The following is a 13,939-nucleotide window of genomic DNA, read 5'->3' as shown; positions in this document are numbered from 1 at the left end:
TGGGGAGCGGGGCGCAGGGGCTCAGGGTCGGTTGCGTTGCCAGGTCCATGTACGGCTCTTCCAATGATGCTGAATACGTGGCAGGTCCAGGTGCAGGGCCCGCAGCAGGCCCAGGGCATGGGGCCAGGCGGCGGGGGTGGCCTCCGCCGGGGCGGGGGCCAGGGTCAGCGACCAGTCGTGGCCGGGCACCAGGCGCAGGGCCAGGGCGTAGGCGAACGGCACGTCGTCGACCAGGGGGCGGTAGAGGTCCGGCGGGCTCTCTTCGGTGATCACCAGCAGCACGGCCGGTGCGCCGTCGGCCAGCAGGCCGGCCGCTTCCAGCAGGGCGTGTTCCAGGCCGTCGCCTTCGGCGGCCACGGCGGTCATCTCACTGGTGTCGCCGCGCAGGATCGACCACTGGCCGATGACCGCGTTGTGCACCGAGAGGCTGAACTGGGTGGGCGAGAGCGGCTCGCCGCGCGCCAGGTCCTGCAGCAGCGCCAGGGTGCGGGGCGTTTCCCCGTGCCGCGAGGCGAACACCATGGGCACCTGCTCGCCCTCGCTCACCAGGGGCCAGGCGACGCTCATGGCCATGCGCGCCAGGCGCGACAGGCGGCGGCGTTGCATGGCCGGGAGGAAGGCGACATCGGGCTGGGCATCGACAAGATCGGGCAGGAAGGGCTCTGCGCACCAAGTACGCCAGGCGTCCACGGTTTCCAGGCCTGGGGCCCAGGCACGCCATTGTTCGATGCTGAAGTGAGTCACGCTGAAAGAGCTCTTTTCGGCCCCTGTCGGGCGTCCATGTCGACTGGCAATCGCTGACGGCAGAAGCCCGGTCGATGACGCCATAGCAAAGCGCCACATTATTTCAGTCCTACGGACCTATCTGCAAATTGCTGACACAAAATTCGGATGTAAGGCACAACTTCTGACGGGTGGGGAAAAGTCCTGCACGTCCCTCGCCCTTGTCATGGGCTTTGCATAGAATCCGGGGTCTATTCCAAGGGACAGGGGGTGTGAGATGCGGCGAGTGGTGTTCAACCAGAAGGGCGGCGTGGGCAAGTCCAGCATCGCCTGCAACCTGGCGGCGGTGAGTGCGGCGGAGGGCTATCGCACTCTGCTGATCGACCTGGACGCCCAGGCCAACTCCACCCACTACCTGACCGGCCTCACCGGGGAGGACATCCCCATCGGCATTGCCGACTTCTTCAAGCAGACGCTGGCCTCCAGCCCCTTCACCCGCAAGGGCAAGGTGGACATCTACGAGACGCCCTTCGACAACCTCCACGTGGTGACCGCCACCGCCGAGCTGGCGGACCTGCAGCCCAAGCTGGAGGCCAAGCACAAGATCAACAAGCTGCGCAAACTGCTGGACGAGCTGGCCGAGGACTACGACCGCATCTACCTGGATACGCCGCCGGCACTGAATTTCTATACGGTTTCGGCGCTGATCGCGGCGGATCGCGTGTTGATTCCCTTCGATTGCGACAGCTTCTCGCGCAATGCCCTCTACGGCCTGCTGGCCGAGATCGAGGAGCTGAAGGAAGACCACAACGAGGACCTGGAGGTGGAGGGCATCGTGGTCAACCAGTTCCAGCCCCGCGCCACGCTGCCCCAGCAGCTGCTGGACGAACTGGTCGCCGAGGGCCTGCCGGTGCTGCCGGTGAACCTGATGAGTTCGGTGAAGATGCGTGAGTCCCACCAGGTGTGCACGCCGCTGATCCACCTGGACCGCAGCCACAAGCTGACCCAGCAGTTCGTCGAACTGCACGACCTGCTGGACGCCTGACCTCCCACCGGGGCGCGTTGCGCGCCCCGTCTTTCCTTACTTGACGATCAGCACGTCGCACGGTGGCCGCTGCAGCAGGTGCAGCGCCTGGCTGCCGAGCAGGGCCTGGGCGACCATGCTGCGGCTGTGGCTGCCGAGGGCGACGAACTGCGGCTTGGCGGCGGCGATGCGCTCGTCCAGGGCGTGGGGCAGGGCGCCCTGGGTCACCTGCAGGTCGATGCTGGGGGTGTCCTTGACGTGGCCCAGCTCATCGGCCAGCAGGCGCTCCAGCAGGCCGCGCTGGGTGCCGACGTAGTCCCCGGCGGTGCCGGCCTTGGCCAGCAGGCGCCCGGTCAGCTCCATCACGTTCACCGCCGTCAGGCGGCCTTCCGCGCCCAGCAGCGAGCAGGCGGCGCGCAGCGCGTCGCAGGCGCACAGGGAGAAGTCCAGGGCCACCACGCCGCTGCGGTAGGGCTCGGGCTTCTCGCCCACCACCAGCAGCACCGGGATGGCCACGTGGCGGGTGACGCGCTCCAGGGTGGTGCCGATGAACAGTTCCGGTGCGTTGTGGTGGTGGTTGCCGATCACCAGCAGGTCGGCGCCGCTTTCCTCCACCTCTTCGAGAATCTGCAGGGCCGGCCGGCCCTTGCGCAGCAGCACCTGGGCGTCCAGGGCGCCAAGTTGCTCCAGGCGTTGCTGGAACAGCTTCTGGGCGCCGTCGCGCAGGTTCTCCTGCAGGGTGCTGGGCAGGTGGTCTTCAAGAACATGCAGCAGTGTCAGACGCGCGCCGTAACCGTGGGCCAGGGCGACGGCGCGCTGCAGGGCGAGGTCGGATTCGCGGCTCAGGTCGTGGGTGATGAGGATGTGCTTGAACATGGTGGCGGGAACCTCCTGTAAGGGCCTGTCGAAAACGACCTGCATTGACGGCCTCGCCTGCGTTTTCGGAGGCGAGGCTGGCACTGCCGGAGTCAAGCAGGGCGCCCACCGGGGCGCTCAGGCGAAGACGCGTCACTGTGAGGCATGGTGCCGCGCGGCAATTTGATCCACGGCAAGGGCCCCGCGCGATCAGTGGGCGCGCAGCTGGTACAGCCCCCGGCTCTTGGCCACCACTTCGCCGCTGGCGTCCACCAGGTCCAGCTCCAGCAGGTACTCGGCCTTGCCGGTCTCGCTGGCCTCGGCCTGGATGCGGGCGATCTCATCGGCACCGAGCCGCGCCTCCACGGTGATGTCGCCGGTGGCGGGGCGGCGGAAGCGCAGGTTCATCTCCTTGACGATGGGGTAGAAGCGCCGGGTGTCGAAGCTGGTGAGGAACAGCGCACCCCCGGGCACCTCGGCCAGGGTGAAGAGGGCGCCGGCATAGAGGGTGCCGATGTGGTTCTGGTTGCCAGCCAGAGGGGCCATCAGCTTCACGTAGCCCGGTTCCAGGGTCAGGGCCTTGAGGCCCATGCGGCTGACGAAGGCGATCTTGTCTTCGGTGAAGTGGCGGGCCATCTCTTCGTTGAATTGCATGGCGAACTCCGGCTGGACGAATGCCTGGAGCCTAGTCGCTCATGCCCACCGGGCAATGACCGGCGCGGCCAGCGGGGGTGACCGAAACGCTCAGGGGCATGGGCTCCAGCCGGGGCGATGGGCGGCGTATGCCGGATGCTCGGGCGCAGGCTCCCGGACTGAAGTCCGGGCTACGGCTCAGTGGCATGGGCTTCTACCGGGGCGATGGGCTTCGCCGAGCTCAGCCCATCCTACGAAGGCCGGTGCATGGCGGATGCCTTGTGTGTGGGCTCCCGGACTGAAGTCCGGGCTACGGCTTGGCAGGGCGCTCCGTAGGATGGGCTGAGCTGTGCGAAGCCCATCATTGCCGGCGTGCGCGTGGGCATCAGCCATTTCCCACGCGCCAACTGCATTGCCCCTTCAGGTGTCACTTCATAGCCTCTGCAACCTGGTGGTACGCCGTTGCCCTCAAGCGGGCCGGGGTGTTCGTGGTGTGCTTTGTCGGGAGTGGGCTAATACAAGACCCGGAAGGGGAATAGGCCCGGCCTTCTACGTGGGGTTTCTTAACTCCCGGCACCCATGAATGCCGGACTGCCTTTGCTGTCGTTCTACGTCTGTCATGTCGGGAGTGGGCTAATACAAGACTCGAAAGGGGAATACGCCCGGCCCGTCTCTGGTGGGTTTCTTAGCTCCCGGCCCCATCACAGCAAAGAAGCGATCAGCCCGTAGCCCGGACTTCAGTCCGGGAGCCCACACCCAGCCCATACACCCGGTGCATCCGACATGTGCTGACCTCCGTAGGATGGGCTGAGCTGTGCGAAGCCCATCATTGCCGGCGTACGCGTGGGCACCAGCAATTTCCCACGCGCTAACTGCCTTGCTGCTTCCGGATGGCACTCATAGTCTCTGTCGCCGGCGCCTAAGAAACGCCCAATCAAGCAGCGGTCCACCGCTCCCGAAAGCTCAGCGGCTTCCAAGCAGAGGTCCTGGACATGCCTGATTCCCCCCGTCACGACGACGAAATCCTTATTCCTTCCCTGTTCACCCGTCATCGCCGCCAGCTCCGTGCGCTGTTGCTGGACGACGAGCCCTGGTTCGTCCTCAACGACCTGGCGCGGTTGATCAACCGCGTGCCGCTCGACGAGCGTGCGCCGCGCAACCTGGACCCGGACCAGCTGCAGCCCGCCTGGGTGCGCGACAGCCGTGGCGAGTACCGGCGGGAGCTGCTGGTGAGCGACTGCGGGGTCTATGCGTTGCTGATCTTCTACTACCACCCGGAGAACAGCGGCATCCGTCGCTGGATCAGCCGCGAGGTGATCCCGCGCCTGCGTGAGGCCCAGCACCCGGACGCCCTGCGGCCTTACCGCGATGTGGTGCAGTGGCAGGCGTGTCCGCTGGAGGTGTTGCGTTGGCAGGGCAAGGCCTGGGTTCACCTGGGTGATTGCCCGGTCTTGCCCCAGGCCCGGCCCCGGGTCATCGGCTGACCGACAGGCGCGCAACCTGCGGGGCGGGCGAGACGCCCCGTAGCCCGGACTTCAGTCCGGGGCCTGCCGAACGCCTGAACGCCCGCGATGATGGGCTTCGCACAGCTCAGCCCATCCTACGGGTGCCCAGCGTCGGGCGTTCCCGTGGTGCTCGATGGTGGCTCGGTGGAGCGCGATCCACCCCACGCGGTGCCGCGTGCGCAATCCGTAGGCTGCGGTGAGCTCGGCGAACCGCATCGCATCCGAGCCGGGCCTGGCCCCGATGGGCTTCGCACAGCTCAGCCCATCCTACGGGTGCCCAGCGTCGGGCGTTCCCGTGGCGCTCGATGGTGGCTCGGTGGAGCGCGATCCACCCCACGCGGTGCCGCGTGCGCAATCCGTAGGATGCGGTGAGCTCGGCGAACCGCATCGCATCCGGGCCGTGCCTGGCCCCGATGGGCTTCGCACAGCTCAGCCCATCCTACGGGTGCCTGGTATGCGATCTAGGCGATCCCCTGGCTCTTGAGCCAGCCCAGCAGTTGCGGCAGGGGCAGGGCGCCGCTCTGGCGGGCGATTTCGACGCCGCCCTTGAACAGGATGAGCGTGGGGATGGAGCGGATGTTGAGCTGCCCGGCCAGTTGCCGGTTGGCTTCGCTGTCCAGCTTGCCCAGGCGGCAGCGGCCCTGGAGCTGGGCGGCGGCTTGCTGGTAGGTGGGGGCGAAGGCCTTGCAGGGGCCGCACCAGTCGGCCCAGACGTCCACCAGCAACGGCAGGTCGCCGCGCAGCTGCTTGGCGAAGGTGGCTTCGCTGAGGTCGAAGGGGCTGGCCGGCAGCACGGCGGCCTTGCAGTGGCCGCAGCGGGGCGAGTCGCCCAGGCGGTTGGCGGGGATGCGGTTGAGGCCGGCGCAGTGGGCGCAGGGAATCATCAGGGGGTCGGTCATGGTCGGCTCCGGATCAGGTTTCCCTGATCTGGAGCCGACCGGCCGAATATCAAGCCCCGCGCGTCAGCCGCGCGATGCCTCCAGGGCCTGGCCGAGGTCGGCGAGGATGTCGTCGATGTGCTCGATGCCGATGGACAGGCGGACCATGTCGCGCGGTACGCCGGCCTTCTCCAGCTCTTCGTCGTTGAGCTGGCGGTGGGTGGTGGAGGCCGGGTGGCAGGCCAGGGACTTGGCGTCGCCGATGTTCACCAGGCGCACCACCAGGTTGAGGGCGTCGATGAAGCGCGCGCCGGCTTCGGCGCCACCGACGATGCCGAAGGAGAGGATCGCCGCCGGCTTGCCGCCGGTGTAGCGCTGGGCCAGTTCGTGCTCGGGGTGGTCCGGCAGGCCGGCGTATTTCACCCAGGCCACCTGGGGGTGGGCCTGGAGGAACTGGGCGACCTTCTGTGCGTTCTCGGTGTGGCGCTCCATGCGCAGGGCCAGCGTCTCCAGCCCCTGGAGGATGAGGAAGGCGTTGAACGGCGACAGGGCGGCGCCCATGTTGCGCAGCGGCACCACGCGGCAGCGGCCGATGAAGGCGGCGGGGCCGAAGGCTTCGGTGTAGGTGACGCCGTGGTAGGACGGGTCGGGGGTGTTGAGCAGCGGGAAGCGGTCCTTGTGCTCGGCCCAGGGGAATTTGCCGGAGTCGACGACGATGCCGCCGATGCTGTTGCCATGGCCGCCGATGTACTTGGTCAGCGAGTGCACGACGATGTCGGCGCCGTGCTCGAAGGGGCGGCAGAGGATGGGCGTGGCGACGGTGTTGTCGACGATCAGCGGTACGCCGTGGCGGTGGGCGGCAGCGGCCAGGGCGGCGAGATCGATGATGTTGCCGGCCGGGTTGCCGATGGATTCGCAGAACACGGCCTTGGTGCGCTCGTCGATCAGCGCTTCCAGGGCGGCGATGTCGTCATGGGCGGCGAAGCGCACCTGGATGCCGGAGCGCGGCAGGGTGTGGGCGAACAGGTTGTAGGTGCCGCCGTAGAGCTTGGCCACCGAGACGATGTTGTCGCCGGCCTCGGCGACGGTCTGGATGGCGTAGGTGATGGCGGCCATGCCGGAGGCCACGGCCAGGGCGCCGACGCCGCCTTCCAGCGCGGCGACGCGCTTCTCCAGCACGTCGTTGGTGGGGTTCATGATGCGGGTGTAGATGTTGCCGGCGACCTTGAGGTCGAACAGGTCGGCGCCGTGCTGGGTGTCGTCGAAGGCGTAGGAGGTGGTCTGGTAGATCGGCACGGCCACGGCCTTGGTGGTCGGGTCGGGGCTGTAGCCGGCGTGGATGGCAAGGGTTTCCGGTTTCATTGGGCCTGCGTTCCTTCAGGGTGCGATGGAGGTGCGCAGCATGGAAAACGCCGGGGCCCCGGGTCAATGACCTGAGGCAATCGGATTCGGGCGTTTTTAGACCGAAAAGCCTGGGGGCTAGAACCGGTCAGCGCAGCGCGATGTAGATGTTGAAGGCGCTGATGAGGGTGATCAGGGTGCCGACCAGGGTCAGCAGGGTGCGCGCCGGCAGCTTCTTGCACAGCAGGGCGGCGAAGGGCGCGGCGAACAGGCCGCCGAAGACCAGGCCGGCCACCATGAACCAGGTGTTCAGCTCGCCCGCCAGGAGGATGAAGGAGGTGGCGCTGGAGATGGTCAGGAAGAACTCGGCGAAGTTCACCGAGCCGATGGTGGTGCGCGGGTCGCTGCCCGAGCCCAGCAGGCTGCTGGTGACCACCGGGCCCCAGCCGCCGCCACCGGCGGCGTCGACGAAGCCGCCGAACAGCGCCAGCTTGGCCACGTGCTTGGGCGCGCGGCGCTGGGCGACGTGGCGGTAGGCCTTGCTGAGGATGTACAGGCCCATCAGCAGCAGGTAGGCGGAGATGAAGGGCTTGAGCACGGCGCCGTCGAAGGAGGTGATCAGCACCGCGCCGAGCACGGCGCCGATGATGCCGGGCAGCAGCAGGCGCAGGAACAGGGACTTGTTGACGTTGCCCAGCTTGACGTGGGAGATGCCGGAGAGGCCGGTGGTGAACACTTCGGCGATGTGCACGCTGGCGCTGGCCGCCGCCGGGGAGGCGCCTGCGGTGAGCAGGAAGGTGGTGGCGGTGATGCCGTAGGCCATGCCCAGGGCGCCATCCACCACCTGGGCGAGGAAGCCCACGGCGACGGCGCTCCAGAAGCTGGGGCTGGTGAGGGCGCGTTCGATGATGTCGAGGCCGGTTTCGCCGCCGTGGTCACCGAAGAACAGGCGCCAGGCGAGGAAGCCGAGCAGGCTCACGAGGATCAGCACCGCGACCCACATCGCGGCGCGCAGCACCGGGTGGTTGTCGGGGTGGGTGACGAAGTCCTCGACGGGGGGGATGCCGAGCGCCTGGTGTTCGCTGTTGACCGGGCTCTGGCTGAGGTCGAGGTTGCGGATCTTCATGAGGGGTACGGCGCCTGACAGTGGGTGGTAGAACAGGCCGGAATAAACAGGCGGCGAAGATAAGCGGCTTTGCTTAGAGAGTCTAAGAAGATTTCCGCAGGTTCTTATTCCATTTGATTTGAAGGGGCATTGGCCACCGGGCTGTACCGGCCCATCCCTCGGCAACTGTATGCGCCGCCCGCCATGGGCCCTGGGCTAGGCTGGGGGCCATTTTCCGGGAGGTGTGTATGAAGGTGCTGGGTGTTCTGGGCGGGATGAGCTGGGAGTCGACCCTGAGCTACTACCGGCTGCTCAACGGGGGGGTGCGCACGCGCCTGGGTGGCCTGCATTCGGCGCCGCTGCTGGTGCATTCGGTGGACTTCGCCGGCATCGCCGCGTTGCAGGCCGGTGGCCGCTGGGACGAGGCCGGCCTGCGCCTGGCCGAGGCGGCGCAGGGGCTGGAGCGGGCCGGTGCCGGGGCGCTGCTGCTGGCCACCAACACCATGCACAAGGTGGCCCCGGCCCTGGAGGCGGCGCTGGCGATCCCGCTGCTGCACATCGGCGATGCGGTGGGCCACAGCCTGCAGGCGATGCAGGTGGACAACGTGGCCCTGCTGGGCACCCGCTTCACCATGCAGGAAGCCTTCTACCGCGAGCGCCTGGCGCAGCGCTTCGGCATCCGCGTGCAGGTGCCGGGGGCGGAAGCGATGGCCGAGGTGGACCGGGTGATCTACGAGGAGCTGTGCCAGGGCCGCTTCCTGCCGGCCTCGCGTGACTTCTACCTGGCCGAGCTGGAGCGCCTGCGCGCATCCGGCGCCCAGGCGGCGATCCTCGGCTGCACCGAGATCGGCCTGTTGCTGGACGGCTGCGAGGCGCCGCTGCCGCTGGTGGACAGCACCGAGCGGCACGTGGCGATGGGGCTGGAGTGGTTGCTGGCGTCCTGAGCGGGGTTCAGGAGGAGCAACTGATCTCCAGGTGCTTGCCCCACTCCGGCGGGCGTTCGGCGTAGCGCTCCATGCCGGGCTGTTCGTCGAAGGGGCGGGCGAGCACGGCGTGCAGCTGGCGCACTTCGCTGTAGTCCCCCTGCTCGGCGGCCTCGATGGCGCGCTGGGCGAGGTAGTTGCGCAGGATGTAGCGGGGATTCACGGCGTGCATGCGCTGGCGCCGCTCGGCCGGCTCGCCACCGTCGCGGGCGGCGCGCTGGCTGTAGTCGGCGGCCCAGGCGTCGAAGCCGGCGAGGTCGACGAACTCGTTGCGCAGCACGGCCACGGCCTGCTCCGGCGCGTCTTCGCCGAGGCGGCGGAAGAAGCCGGTGTAGTCCACCGCGCTGGTCTGCATCAGTTGCAGCAGGCGCTGCACCCGGTCGGCGTCGTCGTCTTCGGCGCGGGTCAGGCCGAGGCGGCGGCGCATCAGGTCCAGCCAGTGGGCCTGGTACAGGGGCAGGAACAGGCCGAGGGTTTCGCGCAGTTCGTCCACCTCCACCTGGGGCGTGAGGGCCTGGGCGAGGGCGGCGAGGTTCCAGTGGGCGATGGGCACCTGGTTGCTGAAGCTGTAGCGCCCGCTGTCGTCGGAGTGGTTGCAGATGTGGTTGGCGTCGAAGTCGTCGAGGAAGGCGTAGGGGCCGAAGTCGAAGGTGATGCCGAGGATCGACATGTTGTCGGTGTTCATCACGCCGTGGCAGAAGCCGTAGGCCTGCCAGCGGGCGATGAGTTCGGCGTTGCGCTCGACGATTTCGCGGAACATCGCCGCCCAGGGGCGTTCATGGCCCTGCAGGTGGGGGAAATGGCAGGCCAGGACGTGCTCGCCGAGGGCCTGCAGCTGCTCGTGCTGGCGGGTGTAATAGAAGTATTCGAAGTGGCCGAAGCGCACGTGGCTGGGCGCCATGCGCAGCAGGGTGGCGCCGGTCTCGCGGCGCTCGCGGTACACCGGGGTGCTGGAGCCGATCACGCACAGGGCGCGGCTGCTGGGGATGCCGAGGGCGTGCAGGTGTTCGCTGGCGAGGAATTCGCGGATGGAGCTGCGCAGCACGGCGCGGCCGTCGCCCATGCGCGAGTAGGGCGTCTGTCCGGCACCCTTGAGGTGCAGGTCCCAGTGCTCGCCGGCCTGGTTGACCACTTCGCCCAGCAGCAGGCCGCGGCCGTCGCCGAGGCGCGGGTTGTAGGCGCCGAACTGGTGCCCGGAATAGACCATGGCGCGGGGCGCGGCGTCGGCCCAGAGGCGGTGCCCGCCGAACAGTTCGGCGAACAGCGGGCTGTCGGCTTCGGCCGGGTCCAGGTCCAGCAGGGCCAGGGCGGCGGGGCTGGCCACCACCAGACGCGGGTCGTCCAGCGGGTCGGGCAGCACGTCGGTGGAGAAGGCGTCGCCGAGGCGGGCGAAGCGGTTGTCGAACTGCAGGGCGTCGAGATTTTTCATGGCGGCAGCTTGTCACGGCCCGGAGGCGGGGGAAACCCGTGGGGACCGACGGTCCCCACGGGGCGGGGTCAGGGCGCGGCGGGGGCCTCGTCCTCGGCGGCAGGCGCGGGGGCGGGCGGGAGCTTGCGGCTGAGGGTGACGTCCATCTTCGGCACCGAGGAGATGTTGATGCCGTGTTCCTGGAACAGCTGGTCGATGCGCCGGTTGAGTTCGTCGGTGGCCAGGCCCCGGTCGCCCAGTTCGCGCACGTACACCTTCAGCTCGTGCTCCAGGGCGGTGGCGCCGTAGGTCTTGAGCTGCACGCTGGGGGCCGGGTCGCGCAGCACGCGGCTGTTCTCCTGGGTGGCCTGCAGCAGCAGCTTGCGCACCAGCTCCAGGTCGGCGCCACGGTTGACGTTGTAGATCAGCACGATGCGGGTGACGGTGTCGGTCAGCGTCCAGTTGATCAGCTGGCTGGTGAGGAAGGTCTGGTTGGGGACGATCACTTCCTTGCGGTCGCTGTCGGTGATGTGGGTGGCGCGGATGCGGATCCGGTTCACGGTGCCGGTGACGGTGCCGATGGTCACCAGGTCGCCGATGCGCACGGGGCGCTCGAACAGCAGGATGAGGCCGGAGATGAAGTTGGCGAAGATCGCCTGCATGCCGAAGCCGATGCCCACGGAGAGGGCGGCCACCAGCCATTGCAGCTTGTCCCAGCTGACCCCGAGGGTGGACAGCGCGCTGACGAAGCCGAGCCCGGCGATGGCGTAGGAGAGCAGCGTGGTGGTGGCGTAGGCGCTGCCCTGGGCGAGCTTCATGCGCGAGAGCACCAGCACTTCCAGCAGGCCCGGCAGGTTGCGTGCGAGCACGACGGTGATGCCGGCGATGATCAGCGCGCCGAGTACGTCGAGCAGGCTGATGGGCACCTGGGTGGCGGTGTCGCCGGTGCCGGCGCCGTACTGGTAGAGGGTGATCTGGTCGAGGTAGGCGAACACGGTGATGAGGTCGGCCCAGACCAGGTACATGCAGGCGATGAAGCCGCCCAGCAGCGCCAGGCGGATCAGCCGCAGGGACTGCTGGTTGACCTGTTCGATGTCCAGCACCGGTTCTTCCACCGCGACTTCCTCGCCTTCGGCGTTCTCCTTGGTCTGCGCCTGGCGCTTGGCCAGGGCGCGGGCGTAGGCCAGGCGGCGGGCGGCCACGGCCAGGCCCCGGACGAAGGCGGCTTCGATCAGCAGGGCGAGGATCAGCAGGTAGAGGGTGTTGATCAGCCGGTCGGTGAGCTTGAGCGAGGTGTAGTAGTAGCCGAAGCCCACGGCGACCATGAAGGCCAGGGGCAGCAGGGTGAAGGCGATGCCGATCAGCAGGCGGAAGGGCGAGGTCTGCTCGCGCATCGGTTCGGCCAGCAGCAGGTTGCTCAGCACCAGGGCCATCAGGGCGTAGCAGGTGAGCACGACGATGATGCCGATGACGTCGTCGGCCAGGGCCTGGGGCTGGTGCTCGGCGACGGTCACCACGGCCACCAGGGCCATGACCACCACGCCGAGGCGGCGGATCTGCTTGCTCAGCAGCGCCACCTGGGGGCGCGGCCAGCGGAAGTGCAGCTCGGCGACGCCGCCCGGGGCGAGGATGCGGTACAGGGTGTAGAACACCAGCCAGGCCAGGGCCATCTCCAGCAGGGCGGAGCCGAGGGTGGCGTTCTGGCCACGGGCGTCGATGTGCAGGGCCAGGCCGCAGAGGGCGAGGAACAGGGTCACCGGCAGCGCCAGCAGCACGTTGAGCAGCAGCGCCAGGGGCGTGTGCATCTGGCTGTCGCGCTTGTAGTGGCCGATGTCGCGGTGCAGGTCGTTGAGCTTGCTGTACAGCCAGCCGCGCCGCCAGAGCAGGGCGCCGATCAGCAGCAGCAGGGGGATGAACAGCCAGGGGCGGTCCACCAGGCCTTCCCAGAGTTCGGTGACGCCTTCGCCCCAGGGCAGTTCGGCGAGCTGGGTCTTCAGGTGCTGCGGGGCGCCCTTGAGCCAGGCCAGGTCCAGCGGTTTGTTGCTGGGGATCCAGAACATCTGCTCTTCGAGGGTGTTGCGCAGGGCCTGGGCGGTGGTGGCGAGCTGCTTCTGGTTGAGCTGCAGGGTGATGGATTCGTTGAGCAGGGCGTTGAGCTCGCGGCCCAGGCGGTCGAACAGTTCGACCCGGGTGGTGGCCAGGTCCAGCAGGGTTTCGCGCAGGTCCGGGGTGACCTGCTCGGGCGGCTGGCGGGCCAGCAGATTGTCGACGTAGTCCTGCGGGTTGCCCATCTTGTCGCGCTGCTGGCCCAGTTCGAACTGGTAGAGGCGGATGTCGGCGATCTCGTCGGCGAGGTTGGCGTCGAGGCGCAGGTGCGGCAGGGCCTGCTTCTGCTGGTAGAGAATCTTGGACAGCAGCAGGCTGCCCTTGAGCACGCTGATCTGCTCTTCCAGGGCCTGGTCGGCCTGGCTGAGGGTGTCCAGTTGCTGGCGGGTCTGCAGGTTCTGCTGGGTCAGTTCGTTGAGGCGGTCGGTGGAGCGCAGTAGGTAGTCGGAGAGCTTGAGGTTGGTGGCGCTCTCGGCGGCCAGCAGGCTGTCGGGGGTGGCCTTCTGGGCCTCGCGGGAGAGTTCGGCGACGGTCTGCTCGGAGCTTTCCCGGCGTTTGATGTTGATCAGCGACTGCAGGTCCTGGCTTTCCTGCTCCAAGCGGTGGGTGCGTTCCACCATCAGGTCGCGGCGGCTGTTGCCCAGGTCCTGCAGCAGGCTGTTGCCGGCCAGTTCCTGGCGGCGCAGCTGGGTCTGGGCTTCGAGGGCGGCCAGTTCGGCGTTGTACTGGTCGCGCAGCTCTTCGCTGATGGGCTTGCCGGCGTCCTTGCCGACCTTGAGCAGGGCGTTGAGCTGCTGGGTGCGGGCCTGGTTGCTGCTGATCTCGGCCTGAGCGCGCTCGGGGCGGGTCTGGGCGGTGATGATCAGGCTGTTGGCTTCGGCCAGCTGCTTCTGCGCGTCGGAGAGCTGGGTGCTGCGCTGGCTGAGCACCTGCTCCAGTTGGGCAAGGCTGGACTTGGCGTAGCGCTCGCTCACCGGCACCTGGCGGGTGGCCTTGAGGCGGGCCAGCTCGCGCTGGGCGTCGCTGATCTGCCGGGGGGCCTCGGCCAGCTGGCGCTTGAGGTCGGCCAGGCGCTTTTCGCTGTCGGCCTGGTTCTCCAGCAGGGTGAGGGTCTGTTCGAGGATGGCCTTGAGGGCCTTCTGCTCGGCTTCCGGCAGCTTGCGCTCGGCGAGGGTGTCGAGGCTCTGCTGGACTTCGGAGCTGCTGGGCGGGGCGGCGGCGTGGGCGCCGGGGCCGAGCAGGCAGAGGCCGAGCAGGGCGGCAGTGAGTAAGGGGCGCAGGGAGGGCATGGTCGCGTGGGCGGCTCTGGTTGGGTTGCGGTGAATCTTATGCCTGCGTGGCGGGCCGGTTGTGGTGCCCGGTCACGCGGCGTTGATCA

The 13,939-nt window shown here is 68.3% G+C and carries 11 protein-coding genes; 3 read left to right on the top strand and 8 right to left on the bottom strand.

Annotation, left to right across the window (positions count from 1 at the left end; genetic code table 11):
• Nucleotides 1-21: 21 nt before the first annotated feature.
• Nucleotides 22-744 (bottom strand): beta-ketoacyl synthase chain length factor, encoded by a 723-nt coding sequence (locus PotMrB4_RS25975; RefSeq protein ID WP_232060769.1) that lies wholly within the window; start codon nt 742-744, stop codon nt 22-24.
• 256 nt (nt 745-1,000) lie between these two features.
• Between PotMrB4_RS25975 and PotMrB4_RS25970 the strand changes: the two genes are divergently transcribed.
• Nucleotides 1,001-1,768: a ParA family protein gene (locus PotMrB4_RS25970; protein WP_044400610.1), complete on the top strand. Its 768-nt coding sequence runs from the start codon at nt 1,001-1,003 to the stop codon at nt 1,766-1,768.
• A 36-nt stretch (nt 1,769-1,804) separates the two neighbouring features.
• On the opposite strand, the gene PotMrB4_RS25965 is transcribed toward PotMrB4_RS25970, so the two are convergent.
• Together PotMrB4_RS25965 and PotMrB4_RS25960 are read right to left on the bottom strand one after the other, a co-directional pair.
• Nucleotides 1,805-2,623, bottom strand: a complete 819-nt coding sequence (locus PotMrB4_RS25965; protein ID WP_044400613.1) for a universal stress protein — start codon at nt 2,621-2,623, stop codon at nt 1,805-1,807.
• A gap of 189 nt (nt 2,624-2,812) precedes the next feature.
• The gene (locus tag PotMrB4_RS25960; protein ID WP_044400616.1) at nt 2,813-3,256 is read right to left on the bottom strand and encodes a YiiD C-terminal domain-containing protein; all 444 of its coding nucleotides are present in this window, start codon (nt 3,254-3,256) and stop codon (nt 2,813-2,815) included.
• A gap of 971 nt (nt 3,257-4,227) precedes the next feature.
• On the opposite strand from PotMrB4_RS25960, the gene PotMrB4_RS25955 reads away from it, so the two are divergent.
• The gene (locus tag PotMrB4_RS25955) at nt 4,228-4,719 is read left to right on the top strand and encodes a BRO-N domain-containing protein (protein WP_160483214.1); all 492 of its coding nucleotides are present in this window, start codon (nt 4,228-4,230) and stop codon (nt 4,717-4,719) included.
• Between the two features lie 482 nt (nt 4,720-5,201).
• Here the strand turns inward: PotMrB4_RS25955 and trxC are convergent, their stop codons facing one another.
• The 3 genes from trxC to PotMrB4_RS25940 all read right to left on the bottom strand — a co-directional run bounded on the left by trxC (nt 5,202) and on the right by PotMrB4_RS25940 (nt 8,085).
• Nucleotides 5,202-5,639, bottom strand: coding sequence for a thioredoxin TrxC (trxC, locus tag PotMrB4_RS25950; RefSeq protein WP_069566189.1), 438 nt, complete (start codon nt 5,637-5,639; stop codon nt 5,202-5,204).
• A 63-nt stretch (nt 5,640-5,702) separates the two neighbouring features.
• Nucleotides 5,703-6,980 carry a bifunctional O-acetylhomoserine aminocarboxypropyltransferase/cysteine synthase gene (locus PotMrB4_RS25945; RefSeq protein ID WP_069563457.1) on the bottom strand — a complete coding sequence of 426 codons (1,278 nt, stop codon included), beginning with the start codon at nt 6,978-6,980 and terminating at the stop codon, nt 5,703-5,705.
• A 127-nt stretch (nt 6,981-7,107) separates the two neighbouring features.
• The gene (locus PotMrB4_RS25940) at nt 7,108-8,085 is read right to left on the bottom strand and encodes a sulfite exporter TauE/SafE family protein (protein WP_044400627.1); all 978 of its coding nucleotides are present in this window, start codon (nt 8,083-8,085) and stop codon (nt 7,108-7,110) included.
• Nucleotides 8,086-8,312: 227 nt separating this feature from the next.
• Here PotMrB4_RS25940 and PotMrB4_RS25935 point away from each other — a divergent pair, with 227 nt between their 5' ends.
• Nucleotides 8,313-9,008: an aspartate/glutamate racemase family protein gene (locus tag PotMrB4_RS25935; protein WP_172434841.1), complete on the top strand. Its 696-nt coding sequence runs from the start codon at nt 8,313-8,315 to the stop codon at nt 9,006-9,008.
• A 7-nt stretch (nt 9,009-9,015) separates the two neighbouring features.
• Here PotMrB4_RS25935 and selO read toward each other — a convergent pair whose 3' ends face one another.
• Together selO and mscK are read right to left on the bottom strand one after the other, a co-directional pair.
• Nucleotides 9,016-10,476, bottom strand: a complete 1,461-nt coding sequence (gene selO, locus PotMrB4_RS25930) for a protein adenylyltransferase SelO (RefSeq protein ID WP_172434840.1) — start codon at nt 10,474-10,476, stop codon at nt 9,016-9,018.
• 68 nt (nt 10,477-10,544) lie between these two features.
• Entirely contained in the window at nt 10,545-13,850 is a 3,306-nt protein-coding gene (gene mscK, locus PotMrB4_RS25925; RefSeq protein ID WP_172434839.1) for a mechanosensitive channel MscK, read from the bottom strand.
• Nucleotides 13,851-13,939: the final 89 nt, after the last annotated feature.

It is taken from the genome of Metapseudomonas otitidis, assembly GCF_011397855.1.
GTDB classification, from domain to species: domain Bacteria; phylum Pseudomonadota; class Gammaproteobacteria; order Pseudomonadales; family Pseudomonadaceae; genus Metapseudomonas; species Metapseudomonas otitidis.
The sequence above is the reverse complement of the archived record's forward strand: the minus strand, read 5'-3'. Positions and strand labels throughout refer to the sequence as shown.